At 41.7% G+C, this 21,955-nt stretch carries 18 protein-coding genes and 3 pseudogenes; 13 read left to right on the forward strand and 8 right to left on the reverse strand.

The window, feature by feature from the left end:
• Window positions 1-58: 58 nt before the first annotated feature.
• Complete coding sequence (locus GT348_RS03530) at window positions 59-388, reverse strand: FtsB family cell division protein (protein ID WP_160618537.1); 330 nt, start codon at window positions 386-388, stop codon at window positions 59-61.
• A gap of 110 nt (window positions 389-498) precedes the next feature.
• Window positions 499-1,785: a phosphopyruvate hydratase gene (gene eno / locus GT348_RS03535; protein WP_160618538.1), complete on the reverse strand. Its 1,287-nt coding sequence runs from the start codon at window positions 1,783-1,785 to the stop codon at window positions 499-501.
• Between the two features lie 113 nt (window positions 1,786-1,898).
• Between eno and GT348_RS03540 the strand changes: the two genes are divergently transcribed.
• Window positions 1,899-2,189: a hypothetical protein gene (locus GT348_RS03540; RefSeq protein ID WP_160618539.1), complete on the forward strand. Its 291-nt coding sequence runs from the start codon at window positions 1,899-1,901 to the stop codon at window positions 2,187-2,189.
• A gap of 198 nt (window positions 2,190-2,387) precedes the next feature.
• On the opposite strand, the pseudogene kdsA reads toward GT348_RS03540, so the two are convergent.
• The 4 genes and pseudogenes from kdsA to tpiA all read right to left on the reverse strand — a co-directional run bounded on the left by kdsA (window position 2,388) and on the right by tpiA (window position 6,064).
• Window positions 2,388-3,211: pseudogene (gene kdsA / locus GT348_RS03545) on the reverse strand (3-deoxy-8-phosphooctulonate synthase).
• Window positions 3,208-4,865 (reverse strand): annotated as a pseudogene (locus GT348_RS03550) (CTP synthase). The pseudogenes kdsA and GT348_RS03550 overlap by 4 nt, the downstream one beginning before the upstream one ends.
• A 64-nt stretch (window positions 4,866-4,929) precedes the next feature.
• Window positions 4,930-5,256, reverse strand: coding sequence for a preprotein translocase subunit SecG (gene secG / locus GT348_RS03555; RefSeq protein WP_160618540.1), 327 nt, complete (start codon window positions 5,254-5,256; stop codon window positions 4,930-4,932).
• A 37-nt stretch (window positions 5,257-5,293) separates the two neighbouring features.
• On the reverse strand, window positions 5,294-6,064 hold the full coding sequence (gene tpiA, locus GT348_RS03560) for a triose-phosphate isomerase (protein ID WP_160618541.1): 771 nt from the start codon (window positions 6,062-6,064) through the stop codon (window positions 5,294-5,296).
• 148 nt (window positions 6,065-6,212) lie between these two features.
• On the opposite strand from tpiA, the gene GT348_RS03565 reads away from it, so the two are divergent.
• From GT348_RS03565 to GT348_RS03615, 12 genes and pseudogenes are all read left to right on the forward strand, one after another.
• On the forward strand, window positions 6,213-8,165 hold the full coding sequence (locus GT348_RS03565) for a peptidylprolyl isomerase (protein ID WP_160618542.1): 1,953 nt from the start codon (window positions 6,213-6,215) through the stop codon (window positions 8,163-8,165).
• Window positions 8,165-9,646: an anthranilate synthase component I gene (gene trpE / locus GT348_RS03570; protein WP_160618543.1), complete on the forward strand. Its 1,482-nt coding sequence runs from the start codon at window positions 8,165-8,167 to the stop codon at window positions 9,644-9,646. Before GT348_RS03565 ends, trpE begins: the two co-directional genes overlap by 1 nt.
• Window positions 9,643-10,206, forward strand: a pseudogene (locus GT348_RS09345) (anthranilate synthase component II); the annotation flags it as partial. The gene trpE and the pseudogene GT348_RS09345, both read left to right, overlap by 4 nt.
• Entirely contained in the window at window positions 10,195-11,289 is a 1,095-nt protein-coding gene (gene trpD / locus GT348_RS03575; protein WP_236646605.1) for an anthranilate phosphoribosyltransferase, read from the forward strand. The pseudogene GT348_RS09345 and the gene trpD, both read left to right, overlap by 12 nt.
• A 93-nt stretch (window positions 11,290-11,382) precedes the next feature.
• The gene (trpC, locus tag GT348_RS03580) at window positions 11,383-12,243 is read left to right on the forward strand and encodes an indole-3-glycerol phosphate synthase TrpC (RefSeq protein WP_408865156.1); all 861 of its coding nucleotides are present in this window, start codon (window positions 11,383-11,385) and stop codon (window positions 12,241-12,243) included.
• A 132-nt stretch (window positions 12,244-12,375) separates the two neighbouring features.
• Complete coding sequence (gene pdhA / locus GT348_RS03585) at window positions 12,376-13,380, forward strand: pyruvate dehydrogenase (acetyl-transferring) E1 component subunit alpha (RefSeq protein ID WP_408865157.1); 1,005 nt, start codon at window positions 12,376-12,378, stop codon at window positions 13,378-13,380.
• A gap of 5 nt (window positions 13,381-13,385) precedes the next feature.
• Complete coding sequence (locus tag GT348_RS03590; RefSeq protein WP_160618545.1) at window positions 13,386-14,741, forward strand: pyruvate dehydrogenase complex E1 component subunit beta; 1,356 nt, start codon at window positions 13,386-13,388, stop codon at window positions 14,739-14,741.
• Window positions 14,742-14,748: 7 nt separating this feature from the next.
• Window positions 14,749-16,008, forward strand: coding sequence for a pyruvate dehydrogenase complex dihydrolipoamide acetyltransferase (locus GT348_RS03595; protein ID WP_160618546.1), 1,260 nt, complete (start codon window positions 14,749-14,751; stop codon window positions 16,006-16,008).
• A 2-nt stretch (window positions 16,009-16,010) separates the two neighbouring features.
• Window positions 16,011-17,417 carry a dihydrolipoyl dehydrogenase gene (lpdA, locus tag GT348_RS03600; protein ID WP_160618547.1) on the forward strand — a complete coding sequence of 469 codons (1,407 nt, stop codon included), beginning with the start codon at window positions 16,011-16,013 and terminating at the stop codon, window positions 17,415-17,417.
• 4 nt (window positions 17,418-17,421) lie between these two features.
• Window positions 17,422-18,393, forward strand: a complete 972-nt coding sequence (gene lipA / locus GT348_RS03605) for a lipoyl synthase (RefSeq protein ID WP_160618548.1) — start codon at window positions 17,422-17,424, stop codon at window positions 18,391-18,393.
• Window positions 18,393-18,842: a type II toxin-antitoxin system RatA family toxin gene (locus tag GT348_RS03610; protein WP_160618549.1), complete on the forward strand. Its 450-nt coding sequence runs from the start codon at window positions 18,393-18,395 to the stop codon at window positions 18,840-18,842. Before lipA ends, GT348_RS03610 begins: the two co-directional genes overlap by 1 nt.
• 149 nt (window positions 18,843-18,991) lie before the next feature.
• Window positions 18,992-19,420 (forward strand): hypothetical protein, encoded by a 429-nt coding sequence (locus GT348_RS03615; protein ID WP_160618550.1) that lies wholly within the window; start codon window positions 18,992-18,994, stop codon window positions 19,418-19,420.
• A 519-nt stretch (window positions 19,421-19,939) separates the two neighbouring features.
• On the opposite strand, the gene GT348_RS03620 is transcribed toward GT348_RS03615, so the two are convergent.
• Window positions 19,940-20,122 (reverse strand): hypothetical protein, encoded by a 183-nt coding sequence (locus GT348_RS03620; RefSeq protein WP_160618551.1) that lies wholly within the window; start codon window positions 20,120-20,122, stop codon window positions 19,940-19,942.
• A 1,054-nt stretch (window positions 20,123-21,176) separates the two neighbouring features.
• Window positions 21,177-21,356 (reverse strand): hypothetical protein, encoded by a 180-nt coding sequence (locus tag GT348_RS03625; RefSeq protein WP_160618552.1) that lies wholly within the window; start codon window positions 21,354-21,356, stop codon window positions 21,177-21,179.
• Window positions 21,357-21,955 lie beyond the last annotated feature (599 nt).

Here is a 21,955-nt window from a genome sequence, read left to right on the forward strand (position 1 = left end):
AAAGAAAGAGTTTTTTAAGCGGCCTTTTTAGGCCGCTTTTTTTTTATGTTTGTTATTCTCAATAAAGCTTATCATGTTCACTATAAGGAACGATAATATCGTTTTTTTCGCTCATATTGAGCATTGTACGGCTGCGTTCATCGAGCAAATCTTTATCAAGTGCATTTTCGCTTAAGGCCGTAACGCGCCTTTTCCATATATTTTGCTCTTTATGAGCATCTTCCAGGGCTAGCTCAGCTTGGTGCTCTAATTTTAATTGCGTCTGGTAAGCTTTTATCCCATGGTTGCCATGAAGAGCATTCCAGATGAAATAACCCGTCATCAGAATAAAAAGCGAAGGGGGCAGAATAGCGCTAAAAGCCCGTTTGATAAAAATAATCATTTTCATACTCGGCTCACTCTCTCTTATGCTGCGCTATTTTATAAAGCATAAAAGATAATAAAAACCCCCCTTCTTTGTAGAAGAGGGGTTTTATTAAAGAAAATAATGTCTTCGAGTTAGGCAAGATTTGCTTTTAAAATAGAACGTCCTGCAAATTTTGCGCTTTTGCCAAGTTGCTGTTCAATGCGAATAAGTTGATTATATTTCGCCATACGGTCTGAACGTGACAAAGAACCTGTTTTAATTTGACCACAATTCACAGCAACAGCCAAGTCAGCAATTGTGCTATCTTCTGTTTCGCCCGAACGGTGGCTCATGACACAGTGATAACCAGCTTTGTGAGCCATTTCTACAGCATGTAATGTTTCGGTCAATGTGCCAATTTGGTTCACTTTAACCAATAGAGCATTAGCAACATGCTTTTTAATACCATCAGCAAGGCGAACAGGGTTGGTTACAAATAAATCATCACCAACAAGCTGTACGCGATGGCCAAGGCGTTTTGTTAATTCAGCCCAACCTTCCCAGTCATCTTCAGCAAGGCCATCTTCGATTGAAACAATCGGGAAGCGATTTGTAAGATCTTCGAGATATGAAATCATACCCGACGAATCAAAAGTTAGACCTTCACCTTTAAGGACATATTGTCCATTTTTATAAAACTCGGTGGAAGCGCAGTCTAAAGCGAAGACGATATCTTCACCAAGTTTGTAACCTGCATCTTCTACAGCTTTAGAAATATATGAAAGACCTTCTTCAGCTGATTTTAAGTTAGGAGCAAACCCACCTTCATCACCTACGTTAGTGTTTAAACCATCTTTATGAAGGTTCTTTTTCAGGCAGGTGAAGATCTCAGAACCCATCCGGACTGCTTCAGCAAGTGAAGAAGCACCAACTGGCTGAATCATGAACTCCTGAAAATCGATCGCATTATCAGCATGTTCACCACCATTAATGATATTCATCATGGGCACTGGTAGGGTATGAGCAAATGTGCCACCGACATAACGATAAAGCGGTAATTCAAGCTCTTCGGCCGTGGCACGTGCAACAGCAAGAGAGACTCCGAGAAGAGCATTTGCACCCAAACGGCCTTTATTAGGTGTTCCGTCTAGATCAATCATAGCTTGATCGATAGCAATCTGGTCTTCAGACTCCATGCCAAGCAGAGCTTCAGCAATTTCTGAGTTAACGGCGTTAACAGCTTTTAAAACGCCTTTACCATGGTAACGTGCTTTATCACCGTCGCGAAGCTCTACGGCTTCATGAGCTCCTGTAGAGGCGCCTGAAGGAACAGCTGCACGACCGACAACGCCAGAAGCTAGCTCAACATCGACCTCAACCGTTGGATTTCCACGGCTGTCAAGGATCTCGCGAGCTGTGATATCAACAATAGCACTCAAAGGAATTCTCCTAATTAGGACAAAGGGTAAAAGACTAATAATTAATTTGTAGCCCAGTTCCCTTATTATATGTTTATTTCAACATCTTACAGCATAGCTCAAGGTTAATGAATGTGAAGCCCTTTCCGTTTTTTGGAGCCTTAATTTTTCTTTTATTAGGCATTGTAATCTTTTTTATGGGAGGCTGGATGTTTCTGGCTGGCGTTTTGATGCCACTTCCTCATCTTAGTATAATCCTACTTACCTTGTGTGGGTGTTTAATTGCTTTTCAAGGTGCTTATCACTGGGGAATGATAGGTCAGATTCCGCTTATTATTCTCCCGCAAAGAGAAGGAAGAGCTGACTATATTCGGATGCTACTAGGAGGGGGGCACTATTATGGGCCTGGTTTTCCCTTTGTTTAGGACTTCTTGCCACGGTCCAAACTGGGTACTGCCTGGAATTACTGGGATTTTGGGGAATAATAGCCAGTGAGCGTAGCTTGAAGCGTAACGCCAGCTTGCCCCCTAGCTATTATTTAATCAAAGTTATTTTTGTTTTTTTAACAAGTCTAGGATTGATTTTTGCCCTTATATCACCGCAAGGACGTTTTTAAACGAGGGTTAAAAATCATTTCCCTTAACAAGAGTATCAATCGTCTTTAATCTTTTAAGAAGAGACTTCAGGTCACGTAGCGGGATCATCGTAGGACCATCACTTGGTGCATGGTCCGGGTCTTGGTGAGTTTCAATAAATAGGGCCGCAACGCCTATGGCTGTTGCCGCTCTTGCTAAAGGCTCGACAAATTCTCTTTGGCCACCTGTAGCATTTCCCAGGCCTCCTGGCTGTTGGACCGAATGTGTAGCGTCAAACACAATCGGGCATCCAGTTTGTGCCATAATAGGAATGCAGCGCATATCATTGATAAGCGTGTTGTAACCAAAGCTTGTGCCTCTGTCACACAGCATGACACGTTTATTACCAACAGAGGCTAATTTAGCGACTGCATTTTTCATATCAGCTGGTGAAAGAAACTGCCCTTTTTTAATATTAATCGCCTTATTTGTTCTGCCTGCGGCTAATAAAAGGTCAGTCTGACGGCACAAAAAGGCCGGTATTTGAAGAACATCTACAGCTTCAGAAACCGGTGCACATTGTTCTGGCAGATGTACATCCGTCAAAACAGGTAAAGCTAACGTCTCGCGGATTTCAGCTAAAATTGGCAAACCGTCACTAAGCCCAACACCACGGGCACCGTCAATCGAACTACGATTTGCCTTGTCAAAGCTGCTTTTATAGATCAGGCCTATTTCCAGCTCTGAGCAAATTTCTTTGAGAGCTGTGGCCATTTCAATAGCATGGGCACGTGATTCAATCTGACAGGGCCAGCGATTAATGTAAATGGCTGAGTCTGTCCAACTTTGAGAGATCCAATATTAAAACTCATGATTCAGTCTTTTCATCTAAAAAAGGTGCTGTTTCATGACGTTCGACCGCAGCCCCAACAAATCCAGCAAAGAGGGGATGGGGGTCAAAAGGTTTTGAAAGAAGCTCAGGGTGATATTGCACGCCGATAAACCAGGGGTGATCGGGATATTCTACAATTTCAGGCAAAATCCCATCTGGTGACATGCCAGAAAAGCGCAAACCGGCGGCTTCAAGCTGACTTTTATAATGAAGATTAACTTCCCAACGGTGGCGATGACGTTCCTTAATTTCAGTTTTGCCATAAATCTCTGCTACGCGAGACCCGTCAGCAAGTTTTGCCGTATAGGCGCCAAGTCGCATCGTGCCACCGAGATCGTCACCTTCACGGCGGCGCAGTAGCTCATTACCCTTAGCCCATTCGGTCATGAGAGCGACAAGGGGTTCTTCAGTAGGGCCAAATTCTGTTGAAGACGCTTTAGGAAGATTAGCTAAAGAACGAGCACATTCAATCACAGCCATTTGCATACCAAAGCAAATGCCTAGAAAAGGAATTTTATGCTCACGGGCAAAGCGTATGGCATTAATTTTGCCTTCTGAGCCACGCTCACCAAAGCCACCAGGCACTAATATTCCGTCTAAATCTTGCAAGATAGAAGAAACATCGTCAGTTTTTTCAAGTGCTTCTGAATCAATCCACTCAATTTTAACGCGTGCGTCATGAGCTATACCGCCATGAAGCAGGGCTTCAGTCAGAGATTTATAGCTATCAAGCAGAGCGGTATATTTTCCTACAACGGCTATGCGTGCTTCTTTTTTAGGATGACGGATCGTTTCTACTATTTTTTCCCATTTCGTAAGATCAGGCGATTCTTCGAAATCTAGGCCAAAATAGCGTAATACTTCTCTGTCCATACCCTGCTGATGATAAGCAATAGGGCAGGCATAAATTGTATCAACATCTAAAGCGGCTATAACAGCTTCTGGACGAACATTGCAGAAATTGGCAATTTTCTGGCGTTCATTTTTAGGAATGGGTCGGTCAGAACGACATAAAAGAATCTGTGGCTGAATGCCTACATTTTGCAGTTCTTTAACAGAATGTTGAGTCGGTTTTGTTTTAAGCTCACCAGCAGAGGGGATATAAGGCAGCAATGTCAGATGCACACACATTGTGCGATCATAGCCCAGATCATTACGTAATTGGCGAATAGCTTCTAAAAAAGGAAGGCTTTCAATATCGCCAACTGTGCCGCCAATTTCTACCAACACAAAATCATAGCCATCTGTGCCATTTACAACGGCTTCTTTGATAGCGTCAGTAATGTGAGGAATGACCTGAACGGTAGCACCCAGATAATCACCGCGTCGTTCCCGAGCGATAACGTCAGAGTAAATACGCCCTGTCGTCGTATTATCTGAACGGCGTGCATGAACGCCTGTAAAACGTTCATAATGGCCTAAATCTAAATCTGTTTCAGCTCCATCATCGGTGATGAACACTTCTCCATGCTGATAGGGGCTCATCGTGCCCGGATCCACATTAAGATAGGGATCCAGCTTACGAAGGCGGACATTATGCCCCTAGCTTGAAGAAGAGCAGCCAATGCGGCTGAAGCAATACCCTTGCCGAGTGAGGAAACAACCCCACCAGTAATAAATACAAAGCGCGTCATGGGAGTTCTTTATATAGTGAAGGCCAAATTGGGAAAAGCGTCTTCTTTCATGCTCGTGAAATTATTATTTAGCTGGGGGTGAAACTGGTTCTTTGTTAGTTGTCTGTGATGCAGCATTTTGAGAGGGGTGAGCCAGAATATCATGTTCATTCTTACCCCCTGATGCACCACGATTCATGATGTCCAACACCAAACAAAGAACCATAAAAAGAGCAGCTAAAACGGCAGTTGCCCTGGTTAACAGATTTGCAGTGCCTCGTCCCGTCATAAAGGAACCAACACCTTGACTGCTTCCAATGCCTAACCCGCCGCCTTCGCTGCGTTGAATAAGAATGACACCAATCAGAGCGAGGGCAACCAAAGTATTGAGAACAAGCAGTAAAGTGGTCATGAAAAAAATCCTAAAAGCGTAACGAGACTAAATTAATTTAATCTTTTGGGGCAGACTGAATAATCTTTATAAATTCATCGGCTTTGAGGCTAGCCCCACCGACAAGAACACCATCTACACCATTAATGGAAAAAATGTCTGCTGACTGATCCGATTTTACAGAGCCACCATAAAGCAGTGGAGTCTGTGAAGCGGTTTTAGGCTGATGTTTTTCCAGTAATGTCCTGATAATGGAAATATTTTCCTGTAATTCATCCATTGTTGGAGTGATGCCAGTTCCAATAGCCCATACAGGTTCATATGCAATAATGCCTGAAAAATTTTGTGGTAAGGAGCCTAGAATCTGCTCTTCGAGAATCTGAGCTGTTTTTCCTTCCTGTCTTTCTGCAAGTGTTTCACCAATGCATATAACGGGGATCAGCCCAGCTTCTAAAGCTGATTTAACCTTTTCACAAATAAATTCATTGCTTTCATGGTGTTTCTGACGTCGCTCGGAATGTCCTATAATCACGTAGCGAACACCAATGTCACTCAACATGGTCGCAGAAACATCACCGGTAAATGCCCCTTCTTTCGCTGGGTAACAATCTTGAGCCCCTAAAGCGAGAGAGTCTGAAGCAATCTGCATTTCTGAAATAATTTTTTCTACGCTTACAAGTTGTGTAAATGTAGGGCAAATGACAGTTCGGACAGAGTGATGAGATTGTTTTTTGCAATATGATGCTAAATCACGCGCTAAAAGAAGTGCGTGTTGCTGCTGGGACAGCATTTTCCAGTTTCCAATAACGAATTTTAATGTGTTTCTCATTAAATTTTTCCTTGTGAATCTCTCATAGGACGGTCTGGAGAAATGAGTGATACTAGCAAATCTAGCGCATGAGCGTTATGTTGTCGCAAATTAGCAAACATTCATCGTTTGCACCATCCAAACTTTGATAAAGAGACGTTGGGCCTCCATGATCACTGTATTACGGCATTTTTTTGTTGATACCTGGCTGGGCCGTGCTGCGGCTCTTATCGTATTCTTATCTTTTATCGGCCTAGGCGGTACGTTTGTAGGTCTCGGTGGAGGAGGTTTTGGCGATACGGGTAATCATGTTGTCAAACTCGGCAAACTGAGCGTAACGCCACAAGAACTGGCTCACAGCATCAACCAGCAGGTTGTTTTTCTGCAGCAAACCGGTATTGCACCAGAAGCAATGCAATCTCCTGCTGCACAAAATGAAATTAGTCATACAGCGTTACGCAATATTATTGTTGCTAAAGAGGCCGAACTGGCCGCACGCAGAAATGGTATTTTCTTAAGCGATGACACGATCGTTAAAACCGTTCATGAAATGCCTGAGTTTAAGGATGAAAAAGGCCAATTTGATTCTGTCAAAATGGACAATATCCTTAATCGCAACGGACTTGATCATGCCTTTTTAGTCAGTCAGACGAAGAGACTTCTTTACTCACAAGCAACCATGCTGGGTTTTGGAGGAATGGTAACTGTTCCTACTTCTGTTGTGGACCACATAACGTCATATTTTACAAAAATTAGGTCCGCTGATATTGCCGAATTTCCTTTTGCTGCCGGACCTGGTGCTACCTCTGTCAATGATAAGTCACTAAAACGATTTTATAGTAACCATCTGGATTTGTTTAAAGAACCCGAATTACGTCATGCGCGTATAGTGGCCTTAACACCTGAAAGTGTATCTAAAACGTTGGAAGTGCCTGATTCCGTTCTGCAAAATCTCTATAAAGAACGCAGTCGCGATTATAATGCACCAGAGACAAGAACCGTTCAGGTTTTAGCGTTTCACAATGAAGCTGACGCTAAACAAGCATCTCAAAAATGGGGTTCATCTCAGAACTGGGATGCAGTCCAAAAGCTGTTTCCAAAAGCTATACCTGCCTCTTTGGATGATGCTCGCCAAAGTGACTTCCCTGATGAAGATTTGGCAAAAGCTGTTTTTGCGCTCAAGGTTAATGTTACGAGCTCACCTGTTAAAACAGCAGCAGGGTGGAGTGTGGTGCGGGTATTAAAAATTACGCCGCCGCGTCATGTCAGTTTTGAGCAAGTGCGTGATAAAATGCGCGACGAAGTACGTCAGGGCGAAGCAAATGTAGCTCTGAGAGCCCGACTTAAATCTTTTGAGGAGGCAATAGCAGGGTCTACTACTTTAGACAAAATTCCTGACAATATTGGTGCTATTCCTGCTGAAGGTAGTCTGGATGAGCATGGTTTAACACAATCTGGTTCGCCAGCACCGTTACCTGGTAATGAAGAGCTTCAAAAGGCAATCATAAAGCAAATTTTTAGCCAAAAGAAAGGGGAATATCCTCGCGTTATTTCTCTAAAAGATGGCAGTGCTTTTGCTATATTGGTTGAAGATATTATTCCTGGGCGCCAAAAAAGTTTTGAAGAAGCTCACACGCAAGTTTTACTGGCATGGCAGGCTGATCAAAAAAAACGTGAGGCTAATATAAAAGCGACTGATTTCTATCAAAAAGCCAAAAAAGCACAAAATTTAGAAGAAGTGATTGATAATAAAGATAAGGCTATCCATTTCAGAAGGGATATGAAATTTTCAGTCACTCAAACTCATAAGGATTTGCCAGCTCTTGTTTCTCATGCCGTTGTACGGATGAAGAAGGGCGAGATTGTCATGCTTGAAAGTGCTGATTCATTTTGGCTTATTCACTTTAAAGGTGAGCAATTACCTCCGCAAAATGAATATGTGGCTGTGCAACAGCGCCTAAAGCAGCAACTTGCCCAGGGACTACAGGACGATATAGCTGAAACGATTGGAATGGATTATACACGCCAAATTCCGCCAAAAAAATTCAATCCGACCTTATTTAATCAGGTTAGTCAATCAGCTCTTCAACAGGTTCTGGCGACAATTGGACGCACGCAATAATGTCTGAAATAGCCTATTTAACAGTTGCAGCAGACCTGCTTACACCGCTTTCAGCTTTTATGAGACTTTCGCATATTGATGAAGGGCCATATCGGCTTTTCTTTGAAAGTATAGAAGGTGGAACAGCAAGGGGACGTTACTCTATTATAGCCCTCAAGCCTGACACGGTGTGGATGTGCCAAGATGGCAAAGCCACACGCGATGGTATTGAGCAGCAAGAAGGGCCGCTTGCCTCTTTAAAATTATTGGTGGAAGAAAGTCAGATCGATTTGCCTGACGAATTGCCTCCAATGATTGGTGGTGTTTTTGGGGTTTTGGGGTACGATATGGTACGCCAAATGGAGCATTTACCCCAAATGCCTAAGAATGATCTCTCTATCCCTGAAGGGGTAATGATCAGGCCTGGGTTATTCATTATATTTGATACGGTTAAAGACGAGCTTGTTATAGCTGTTCCAGTCCGAAAAAATCAAACAACTCCAGAAGCAGAAGCTCTTATCCGGCGCGTTTATGAGGCACTGACAGGACCTCTTCCTGTTGAACAGGAAAAAACAGCACCTTCCACTGGAAATTTGGCTGAACCTCGTTCAAATATGACTCACGAAGCTTTCTTGCAAAAGATAGCTCAGGCCAAAGACTATATTGCAGCGGGTGATGCTTTCCAAATTGTTCCCAGTCAGCGTTTTGAGACAGAATTTCCTCTTTCGCCTTTAGCGCTTTATCGTAGCCTGCGTCGTGTAAATCCTGCTCCTTTCCTTTTTCTGATGGAACTTGGTGTTTATTCTTTGGTAGGATCGTCACCAGAAATATTAGTTCGTTTGCAGGATGGTGAAATTACGGTAAGGCCACTTGCTGGAACGCGCCCTCGTGGTCATACGCGTAAAGAGGATGAAGCGTTAGAAAAAGAGCTTCTTGCGGACGAAAAAGAACTTTCCGAACATCTTATGCTCATAGATCTAGGGCGCAATGATGTAGGGCGAGTTTCTCAGCTCGGTACGGTCAGTGTGCCAGAAAAATTCATGATAGAGCGTTATAGTCATGTAATGCATATTTCTTCTACGGTTACTGGCCGTGTGCGTCCTGAATTAAGCAATCTGGAAGTTTTATCGGCAGCTTTTCCTGCTGGGACCCTTACAGGAGCGCCTAAAATCAGGGCTATGGAAATTATTGATGAGCTAGAGCCTACACGCCGTGGCCCTTATGCTGGCTGTGTAGGATATTTTAGCGCAGATGGTCGGATGGATACCTGCATAGGTCTACGTATGGCCCTTTTAAAGGAAGGGAAAATGTATGTTCAGGCTGGTTGTGGCGTTGTTGCCGAATCTGATCCAGAAGCTGAATATCAGGAGACCCGTGCCAAAGCGCGAGCATTATTTAGAGCAGCAGAACTTGCTCTGCAGCAGGCCACTAATGGTCAGGATTTGCAAATTAAAACAACACAGACTGGTCGTAATCCACAGCCATCAGGAGGGGTGAAATGATCTTTCTTATAGATAATTATGACAGTTTTACATTTAATATTGTTCATCACTTCGGTGCGTTAGGTGTTGAATGTGATGTACGGCGCAATGATGCTCTATCTGTTGAAGAAGCAATAGCTCTAAATCCCGACGCTATTGTTATATCTCCAGGACCCTGTGACCCTGACAATGCCGGTATATGTTGCGATCTTATTGAAAAAGCTGCCGGCAAAATTCCTATTCTTGGAGTTTGTTTAGGGCATCAGGCCATAGGGCAGGTATTTGGTGCTAAAGTCGTGCGTTCACCTGTGCCGATGCACGGTAAAATAAGTGCCATTACTCACGATAGTAGCGGTGTTTTTACCAATTTGCCACAATCAGTAAAAATGGTTCGTTATCACAGCCTTACATTAGACCCAGAAACTATACCTGCTGAGCTTATTGTGAATGCAAAAAGCGATGATGGTGTGATTATGGGAGTAAGGCACCGTGACTATCCGGTGCATGGTGTACAGTTTCATCCTGAGAGTATTGCGTCTGAAGCAGGGCGTGATTTACTAGCTAATTTTCTGGCTATAGCTGGAATAAAAAGAGGTGAAAAAAAAGGCTCTTTCTCCCAGATTTTAAAACAAGCAGCAACTGGTAAATCCTTAACATCTTTGCAGGCAGAGTTAGCCTTTGAAGATATTATGAAGGGACATGTTCCTGAAAACCAGCTCGCTTCTTTTCTGACAGCATTATATATCAGAGGGGAGACAAAAGAAGAGCTCTTAGGCGCTGTGAAAGCTGTCAGGCGCTGCATGCTTAAGGTAAATAATATAGCTGAAAATGCTATAGATGTGTGTGGCACTGGAGGAGACGGGCTTGGAACACTTAATGTTTCAACGGCTGTATCATTTGTTTTGGCTGGATTAGGTATTCCCGTAGCAAAGCATGGAAATCGGGCACTTTCCTCTTTGTCAGGTGCTACAGATGTTTTGGAAGCACTAGGTATTCCTTCTGATTCCGACATAGATAAACAGGAAAACCGCCTGCGTGAAGATGGTATAGCGTTTTTAGCGGCTCCTCATCATCACCCAGCAATGAAATTTGCCCTGCCAGTGCGTAAAGCATTAGGTTTTCGCACCTTATTTAATCTACTAGGCCCTCTTTGTAATCCTGCTCAGGTAAAGCGCCAGCTTGTAGGTGTTTTTGATGAAAAATGGTGCGAACCTATTGCCGAAGTTCTTGGTGCATTAGGTGGAACGCATATTTGGGCTGTCCATGGTAAAACTGACGAAGGCGGTATTGACGAAGTTACATTGGCCGGCCCAACCAAGGTAGTCGCCTGGGAAGAAGGGAAATTATGTCATTTTACTCTTGAGCCAGAAATGGTAGGTTTACCAAATATGCCCATTCATCTTTTGCGTGGTGGTGGTGCTGAAAGTAACGCTCAGCGTATGATCGCTTTATTTGAAGGTGAAAAAGGCTGCTATCGTGATACAGTCTTATTTAATGCCGCTATTGCACTCCATATTGCAGGCCACGGCAATGTGATAGAAAATGGAAATATTTCGTCGAAAGTGCTGAAAGAAAATATGGAGCGAGCTTCTTACTCGCTGGATAAAGGTCTGGCACTTAAGACACTTAACCGTGTTAAAAAATCTTTTTTGACTAACGCTTGAATGCGCTAGTGTTATTGTCATTCTAGTTAGAAAACCAGGACAAGTATGATTTTCTTTAAACAGCAACCGACAGTCGCTTTTGCCCCACCAGAAATGAGTGAATCGTCTTCGGTTTCTGGCGTAGAATCGGCCAGTTCCTCTTGCGAAAATTCGTCTAAGGGAATGGATGTTCTTGAGCGCATTTGTACACGTATTCGCCTAGATGTTGAGCAACGCTCACAGCTAATGCCGTTAAAAGAAATAACAGCGAAGGCAAGAGAGGTTACGACACCAACAAGAGGGTTTGGCCAAGCGTTACAGCATGTGACGGCGGACCGACGTATCGGGTTAATTGCAGAAGTTAAAAAAGCATCCCCCTCTGCGGGAATTTTACGCCCTGACTATGATCCGGCCAAAATTGCCCAGTCTTATCAGGCAGCAGGTGCAACATGTATTTCTGTTTTAACAGAAGGTTCATGTTTTCACGGTAGCGTCGAAGATCTGCAAAAAGTTAAAGAAGCTTGTAGTCTTCCTATTTTGAGGAAAGACTTTATTTTAGATCCATGGCAGGTACATGAAAGCCGTTTGATTGGTGCTGATTGTATTTTGTTAATCATGGCTATCTTGCCAGAAAATCAGGCTGCCGATCTTATCGCATTAGCACGAGGACTAGAAATGGACGTGCTGATCGAAGTTCATAATGAAGAAGAGCTAAATCGGGCTCTTGCTTATGATAGTTCGCTTATCGGTATTAATAACCGCAACCTTAAAACGCTCGAAACAGACCTGCAAACGACCCTTGATCTGGCACCTCTTGTGCCACCTGATAAGCTGGTTGTTTCTGAAAGTGGCATTAAAACGCATGCTGATTTAGAAAAACTGGGTGAGGTCGGAGCTACTGCTGTGCTTGTTGGGGAAACACTTCTTAGAGAAGATGATCCTGGCTTGGCGGCGCGTCGCCTTTTAGGATTTTAGTCTCGTAGGCTCTGTAATATAGTGCTTTAAGATTACAATCTGTCATACATATCTGCCATAATAAGCTTAGAGCATTATTAGTCTATTATGAGCGAACAAATATTAATGTGCTGTAAGTCCTGGGAGGCTGCTGTGGGTACAAAGAATAAAGAGCCGTCTGCTCCTGAAAAATCCGTGTTAACGTTTGATCAAAAAAAACAAGCTCTTAAGGATATGCTGCTTATAAGACGCTTTGAAGAAAAAGCAGGGCAGCTTTACGGTATGGGTCTGATTGGTGGATTTTGCCATCTTTATATCGGCCAGGAAGCCATTGTCGTAGGGATCGGCCTGGCAATGAAAAAGGGCGATCGTTCGGTAACGTCTTATCGTGATCATGGTCAAATGCTTGTTGCTGGTATGTCGGCACGTGGTGTTATGGCAGAATTGACAGGACGTTCAGGCGGTTACTCTCATGGTAAGGGTGGCTCTATGCATATGTTTTCCAGTGAAAAAGAATTTTACGGAGGACATGGTATTGTAGGGGCGCAGGTATCTATTGGCACTGGTTTGGCCTTTGCCAGTAAATACAGACAGGATGATAAGGTCGCCATTGTGTATTATGGCGAGGGTGCAGCTAATCAGGGCCAGGTTTATGAGAGCTTTAATTATGCTGCTCTGCATAAACTTCCCTGCTTATATGTTCTTGAAAATAACCGATATGGTATGGGTACCTCAGTTGAGCGTGCCTCTGCTTCTAAAGACTTTTCTAAAAATGGGGAACCTTGGGGCATTCCAGGCCAAAAGGTTGATGGCATGAATGTCGCAGCTGTGTTTAAAGCGGCGAAAGAAGCGCTTGAGCATTGCCGTTCAGGAAAAGGCCCTTATTTGCTGGAAATGGAAACATATCGCTATCGTGGGCATTCTATGTCTGACCCGGCAAAATATCGTCAGCGCTCTGAAGTAGAGGATATGCGTAATACGCGTGATCCTATAGAGGCGCTTAAAGCAGAAATGCAGCAAGAAGGTTTTAGCGAAGAGTCTTTTAAAGCTCTCGATAAAGAAATTAAAAGTGTCGTTCAGGATGCTGTAACCTTTGCACAAGAAAGCCCTGAACCAGACGAAAAAGAATTGTGGACTGATATTTTGGTGGAGGCATAACTTATATGGCAACTTCTATCTTAATGCCCGCCTTATCACCTACAATGAAAGAGGGCACCTTAGCGCGTTGGCTTAAAAAAGAAGGTGATGCGATTTCTTCGGGTGAAGTTATAGCTGAAATCGAGACTGATAAAGCTACAATGGAACTTGAGGCCGTAGAAGAAGGTATTTTAGGGCGTATCTTAATCCAAGAAGGTGCATCCGAAATTGCTGTTAATACGCCAATTGCTATTATCGTAGAAGAGGGAGAAGAGGTCCCGGCTCTCGATAAAGTCGTGAATGAGACAAAAGAGAAAGCGCCTGATTCTTCTACATCTCATAAAAAGCCTTCTGTTAGCCCGATTAAAGCAGCTCAGATAAATGAGCCTGAATGGGGTGAAACGCGGGAAATGACCGTTCGTGAAGCGCTTCGCGATGCTATGGCCGAAGAAATGCGCCGTGATCCAGATGTCTTTTTATTGGGTGAAGAAGTTGCTCAATATCAAGGAGCCTACAAAATTAGTCAGGGTTTGCTTGATGAGTTTGGTGAGCAGCGCGTTATTGATACACCTATAACGGAGCATGGTTTCACCGGTATGGCTACTGGTGCAGCTATGACAGGGCTAAAGCCTATTGTAGAATTCATGACAATGAATTTTTCGCTTCAGGCTATAGATCATATCATTAATTCAGCAGCCAAAACGCGTTATATGTCAGGCGGACAAATGTCCTGCCCGATTGTTTTTCGTGGGCCAAATGGTGCAGCAGCCCGAGTAGGGGCACAGCATTCACAGTGTTTTGCAAGCTGGTATGCTCATGTACCAGGTTTAAAGGTTGTTGCTCCCTGGTCTGCGGCTGATGCTAAAGGTCTGCTTAAAGCGGCTATTCGTGACCCTAACCCGGTTGTCGTTTTAGAAAATGAAATTTTATATGGGCGCCAATTTGAAGCTCCTGTAGATGAAAATTTTGTCCTGCCTATTGGAAAAGCTAAAATCGAGCGAGAAGGTAAAGATGTAACCCTCGTTGCTTTTTCTATTATGGTTGGTGTTGCCCTGGAAGCTGCCGAGATTCTGGCAAAAGAAGGAATTGAGGCAGAAGTTATAAATCTTCGTTCTATTCGTCCATTAGACAAAGAAACGATTATTTCCAGCCTTCGTAAAACCAACCATATTATATCAGTTGAGGAGGGGTGGCCTGTTGCCGGGATTGGAGCTGAAATATGCACAATCGCTGTCGAAGAGGCGTTTGACTGGTTAGATGCACCTCCAGCACGTGTTTGTGGCCTTGATATACCGCTCCCTTATGCGGCCAATCTTGAAAAATTAGCTTTACCTAAAGCTGAATGGGTTGTCGAAGCCGTGCGCAAACAGTTTGGAGGGTAAACTTTCGATGGCTACATCAATTTTAATGCCTGCTTTATCCCCGACGATGACAGTTGGGACACTAGCCCGTTGGTTAAAGAAAGAAGGTGACAATGTCTCTTCTGGTGACCTCCTTGCTGAAATCGAGACTGATAAAGCAACTATGGAACTTGAAGCCTCAGATGAAGGTATTTTGGGGCGGATATTAGTACAGGAAGGCACAGGAAATATTGCCGTTAATACCCCCATCGCCATTTTAGTTGAAGAGGGCGAAGAGGTTCCGGCTGATTTACCGGTGACGGGTGAAATTAAAAAAACCCCAGAACCTTCTAATCAGTCTGATATTAAACAGCATGACAGGAATGGTTTATCTGCGAAAAACTTGTCCGAAAAAAAAGAGGGTGAGGCAAAAGGAAAAAGATTATTTGCTTCTCCTCTGGCCCGCCGCATAGCAAAGGAGAAAAACCTTTCTCTTGATCACGTAAAAGGATCTGGCCCTAATGGTCGTATTATCAAACGTGATGTTGATGAGGCGGCTCAAAAACCAGCTCATAATGCTTCTCAAAGCACGGCTAAGCAAAGTGAGAGCTCAGCTTTGGGTAAAGTAGAACGCATTAAGCATTCTACAATGCGTAAGGTCATTGCACGGCGTTTAACTGAATCTAAGACGCAAGTGCCGCATTTTTATGTATCAACTGATATTGAGCTTGATGCTTTATTAGCCTTAAGAAGCAAGCTAAATGCGTCTTTAGCCGGAGAAAATATCAAGATCTCGGTTAATGACCTCATGATCAAAGCCGTAGCTTTGGCCTTAAGAAAAAGGCCAGGCTTGAATGTTCAATATACTGACGATGAAATGCTTCATTTTGAAGATATCGACATTTCTATGGCGGTTTCGATCCCAGATGGTTTGATCACACCAATTATTCGCAAAGCTGACCAAAAATCTCTACGCCAAATTAGCCGAGAGGCGAAAGATTTGGCAGGGCGTGCCCGTTCAGGGAAATTAACGCCTGAAGAGTTTCAGGGGGGGACATTCTCTATTTCAAATATGGGAATGTTTGGTGTGCGTGATTTTGCAGCTATCATTAATCCGCCACAAGCCGCAATTTTAGCCATTGCTGCGGGGGAAAAACGTCCTGTTATTCGGGATAACCAAGTTACTGTGGCCACGATTATGACGGTAACACTCTCTGTAGATCATAGGGCAGTGGATGGTGCTCTTGGTGCACAGTGGCTTAATACTCTTAAAGAACTTGTTCAAAACCCATATGCATTGGTGCTCTAACTATGTCTGACTTATTTGATCTCATCGTCATTGGCGGTGGCCCAGGTGGATATGTAGCAGCTTTGAGAGCAAGCCAGCTAGGGTTAAATGTGGCCATTGTTGAAAGTACTCATTTTGGTGGTGTTTGCTTAAATTGGGGCTGTATTCCAACCAAGACGCTTTTACGCAGTGCTGAAATCTTTCATAACTTACAGAATTTGAAAGAGTTTGGCCTCGCAGCTGATAATCCCACTTTTGATCTTGAAAAAATTGTTGCAAGGTCGCGGGGTGTAGCTGATAGAATGCGCAAAGGTGTTGCTCATCTCTTAAAAAAAGCAAAAGTCACTACTTTTGATGGGCGTGCTAAACTTGCGGGCCGTTCGGGAGAGGCTCACAAGGTTGAGGTTACAAAAGAGGGGCAAGTAGTTGCAACTATTCGTGCACCTCACGTTATTCTGGCTACCGGGGCTCGCGCCCGTCAGCTCCCTGGTTTGGAAACTGACGGAAAATTAGTGTGGAGCGCCAAAGAAGCTATGGTGCCAGATAGTTTCCCAAAAAAATTACTCGTGATTGGGTCAGGTGCTATTGGGATTGAGTTTGCTTCTTTCTATCGTGACTTAGGAAGTGAAGTAACGATTGCGGAAGTGGCAGATCGCATTTTAATTGCTGAAGACCCAGAAATTAGTGCACAGGCGCAAAAAGCTTTTGAAAAGCGCGGTATAAAGATTTTAACCTCAGCCAAAGTCGGCGCGCTTAAAAAAGACTCTAATAGTGTTTCGACTACGATTGAAACCCCAAAAGGCAAAACTGCTCTCACTGTCGATCGTATAATTTGCGCCGTTGGTATAGTCGGTAATGTTGAAGATCTTGGCTTAGAATCTACTAAAGTAAAAATTGATCGTACACATATTGTGACTGATGAATTTTGCCGCACAGATGAGCCCGGACTTTATGCCATTGGTGATGTCGCTGGTGCGCCCTGGCTTGCTCATAAAGCAAGTCATGAAGCTGTAATATGTGTTGAAAAAATCTTAGGAAGAACACCAGAGCCACTTCATGCTCTCTCAATTCCAGGATGCACTTATTCTCGTCCACAAATCGCTTCTGTCGGGATGAGCGAAGAAAAAGCCAAAGCAGCTGGTAAAACAGTTAAAGTAGGCCGCTTTCCTTTTCTGGCAAATGGCAAAGCCGTGGCAATGGGTGAGCCAGATGGCATGACAAAAGTTGTTTTTGATGCCACAACGGGTGAACTGCTTGGTGCTCACATGATTGGGGCTGAAGTGACTGAAATGATTCAGGGTTACGTTATAGCTCGTGCTGGTGAATTAACCGAAGCAGAGTTGATGGAAACGGTTTTTCCTCATCCCACAATTTCTGAAACCATGCATGAGTCGGTTTTGGCAGCTTTTGAGGGTGCATTGCATATTTAAATTAATGTCTACTCGCCTCGTCATTAATCATCAAAACAAGCTTGTGTCTCTTCGCCACCCTGAAAAGGCACATAAGCCCGATAATCCTATTCAGCGCAAACCAGAATGGATTCGCGTAAAAGCGCCCACTCATCCCATTTATCATGAGACGAGAGCGCTTATGCGTGAGCATAAACTGGCTACTGTTTGTGAGGAGGCTGCATGCCCTAATATCGGGGAATGTTGGTCGCAACGTCATGCGACTATGATGATTATGGGCGAAATCTGCACACGTGCCTGTGCATTTTGTAATGTTTCGACCGGGCTGCCTTTAGCGCTGGATGAAGCTGAGCCAGGACGTGTTGCAGAAGCTGTAGCAAAATTAGGACTCAGACATGTGGTTATTACGTCGGTTGATCGTGATGACCTGAAAGATGGAGGAGCGCGTCATTTTGCTAAAGTGATTGAAGCTGTTAGGGAAATGTCTCCGACGACGACAATAGAAATTTTAACACCGGATTTTTTGCGTAAAGAAGGTGCATTAGACATTGTCGTTGCTGCAAAGCCTGATGTTTTTAATCACAATATCGAGACTGTTCCGCGTCTTTACCCAACAATAAGGCCTGGAGCCCGCTATTTTCAGTCACTTCGTCTTTTGAGCGATGTTAAAAGACTTGATCCTATGATGTTTACAAAATCAGGATTAATGCTAGGGCTAGGTGAGGAAAAAGCTGAGGTAGGACAGGTTATGGATGACTTTCGTATAGCGGATGTCGATTTTTTAACATTAGGTCAATATCTTCAGCCAAGTGTCAAACATGCGGCGGTGAAACATTTTGTGACCCCAGAAGAATTTAAAGATTATGCTGCAACAGCCCGTGTGAAAGGCTTTTTGCAAGTTAGTGCTTCTCCTTTGACACGATCATCTTATCATGCTGATCAAGATTTTGCTTTGTTAAAGAGTGAACGGGCACGTCGGTTGGGAGAGGTTGCCTAATGCCCACACACGCTGAACAAAGACTCATTCCTTATACGCCAGAGCAGTTATTTGATCTTGTCGCTGATGTCGGAAAGTATCCTGATTTTTTACCATGGTGCATTAAAGCCGTTGTAAAATCTAAAACAGAGACGGAGTTGGTTGCAGATTTGAGTGTAGGATTTGGTCCTTTTAGGGAGTCTTATACCAGTCGAGTGACATTAGAACGCCCAAATAAAATATATGTTCGTTATGAAAGTGGGCCCTTCAAATATCTAAAAAATATTTGGACTTTTGCGCCACATCCAAATGGGTGCATGGTAGATTTTTACGTGGATTTTGAGTTTAGATCGCGTTTATTACGTAATGCGATTGGCATTGTATTTAATGAAGGTATTCGCCTAATGGTTAAAGCCTTTATCACGCGTGCTCGTGAAATTTACGGTCCCCCACAATTCCCTTCTAAATAGGATGTTAAATAAAAATTAAGAATATATAAAAGATTACTTAGATTTTTTAATATATAACTAATCCTACCTAAAGTGATTGTTTTCTCTTTTTATTCGCTTTAGAATAATTTTGGTTTCACTTATAAAGTGAATATTATTGGAGGATAGTAATGAAAAAACTTTCTCTTACAGCTTTGGCAGCTGCAAGTGTTTTAGCTATTTCTGCACCAGCTTTTGCAGCAACAGCTCACCATACTCATCATGCTAAACATCACAAAGGGCATGCTGCTAGACATAAGCATCACCATCAAGCCAAGCAGGCTGATCACTCAGTTTCAGCTGCTGATGATCTAAACGGTGTTTCGCTTCAAAAAGCTCGCACACCTGTCATGACACCTCCAGCAGTTGTAACTGTTCCGCAAAAAGACGCAAAAGCTCTTTCTAAAGAAACAGGCAATAAAATGATGCCTGTAGCTCCAGTAACACAACCAACGGCTCCAGTAGTACAACCTGCTGTTCCAATGGCGCAGCCTGCTGCTCCAGTACAGACGCCTTCTGCTTCTGTAATGCCAGCTCCAATGCCTGCAGCTCATCCATAATTAAATTAACTGATTAATTGCTTATGGAGAGGGGCGGTCCTGAAATAGGGCCGCCTTTTTTTATTGTGAGGTAATATATTTTAGTCTGTCACAATTTTTATAACCAAAAAAATTTGCTACACAAAAAGAGCGATAGTAAAAGAGACGTTTTGATTAAAATATAAAAGAAGCCAGCTTATAATTTATAGTAGGCTTCTCCTGACTAATTTCCTTGCTTTCTATTATAAAAATCTAAATATCGAGCTGATGTGCCTCAAAGCCCGTTACAGTAAACTCAGTAGCTCTAAACCAGCATCTAGGAAAAAAATTATTAAAAAATGTGCAACAGCACCCTGTTATTTAAGATTGGTTATTTACAGTCAGTGAGGCTAGGGTGTTTAGGTGTTTAGGTGTTTAGAAAAATTAAATTTTTTAACGCATAGTGTCGTATTGATTTGAAAGTTTTATTCAGAAATTCCTTTGAGACTTAAAGGGGTGCGTATCAGCACCCCTTTAGCTGTTACGTGGTGATATAAAGTCTTATTTACTTTTTTGTAGCGTCTCGCTTATATCAGCTTCATCCACTGTATTTTTAACCGCACGTAATACAACATTCAGGCCATAAAGGGCTTCATTACCAAGATCTAGCTCAGGACGGGTTGTCATACTGTCTAATAACAGGGCAATAACTCCCGAGGCTTCGCATAGTGATAAATCAGTCATTTTATTTACCCACTTTCGTAACAAATACAGAGTATAAACTGCTATATATTTGGTATATGGCAGCTTAATTTATATTAAGACGAACAAATTATTAACAATTTGTTTAAAAATACTTTGAAGCTAAATTATTTACATTGTCAATTAAGTTTAAAGAGAAATGAACTTAACGTTACGATTTAATGAATTTTTCTCGTGTAAGTAGTATTGAGTTAGATAAAACACATTAATTGATATAATATCAATTTAGGGTTGTATTTTTGGTAAATATTTAAATTATTTTTTATAAGTAATAAAATTTTATTTATAAGTATTAATATCATAAAAAATAATTAAATATTACAAAAATTCTAGAATAAAGTACCATTTACATAGCCTGTTTGTTAATTCTTACAGTTAACCGGCTAGCCACAAAGAATCCACTATGAGACAGATCCAGTGTTAAAGTGTTTTGTGCTCGATCTGTGCGTTAAATCATTTGCACAATCTTTGTGAGTTAAATGGGTACGTAAGCACATATATTTTTTAAGAAGCTGATACCATTGATAGTCTGTATCATCTTTAGTGGCGCTGATTTGACGATTATAAAAAATGATTATGGGTCACATCAGACTGCCTCAAAGATAAATTTTTAATAGCTTGTAATTGCATAATTTTTATCGTTTCAACTCAGACTGCCCGAAATAAAGAATATGAGTATGGTCAATGCAATTTAAACGCTTTCTTTCTTCATAAGTACGTCAAAGACGTAATGTTTATAGTAAAGTTGCATATCTAAACGTATAAATGAGCAAATTTTATGGCAGATTATGCATTTATATAGTCCCTGCATATATGGGAACATAAGATAAGGGTAGGTGAGGGGATAAGGGAAGGGGCATAGTAACGTGCCCCCAGTTGTTGATAAACAGACAAAAAATTGACTATTTTTTTGTAAGAAAACTTTTTTCGAGAATGGTAAGACAAAATACTTATTACCATAGAATGTTAAATTTTAAGGCTCGTTTGGTCTTATTTAAGATCAAAGTTCTTTTAAAAACAAAATTATAAGTGATGTTTATTTTTTTTGGCGATCAATTTCTGTAGCGGCCTGGTCAAGTGTTTTCTTTAAAGCTTTTAAAATGACAGCAAGACCCATAATGGCTTCGCTACCGAGATCAAGATTTTTTCTCTTTGTCATACTATCAAGTAAAAGGGCTATGACAGCTGAAGCTTCCATTAATGATAGGTTAGACATGATCCTATTCTCTCATCTTATTATAAATAAGAATTATCATAATTCACTTCATAAAAAAGTCATGAAGGATTTTCTAACTATTACTGAAAAAACTAGATTTTCTTTGATAAAAATCTGTTATTTTTACTCTAAATACTTAATCATATAATAGTTATAAGTATTTTTAGTGATTTTGTGAGATAAAATTTATACTAATACTTTTTATGCAGATTTATAAATTTATTTAATAGAAAATTATTAATAAAAATAACAATATTTTAAGAAATAATAATTAAATATATAGTTATTAGGTAAATATATGTAGAATAATTTATTTATAACTTATCATTTCAATAACCAAGAGCTGGTTGCACCTCAAAAAGCAATAATAGTAAGCTATGTTTGCAAGGTTTATAAAAATATTTAAAATTTTATAATTTAAATTATAAGATAAAAAAACTTAGTAGTTACTTTTGATTATAAATTCAGTAAATTATATAATAACATTATTATATATATGGTGAATATTTTTTATAATATCTATAGTATTTATATTAACATTATTTAAATAATTACACGTTTTTCGTAAAAATACTTATTGTTCTATAGTTATATCATTA

The sequence above is a fragment of the Aristophania vespae genome, assembly GCF_009906835.1.
Taxonomy (GTDB): domain Bacteria; phylum Pseudomonadota; class Alphaproteobacteria; order Acetobacterales; family Acetobacteraceae; genus Aristophania; species Aristophania vespae.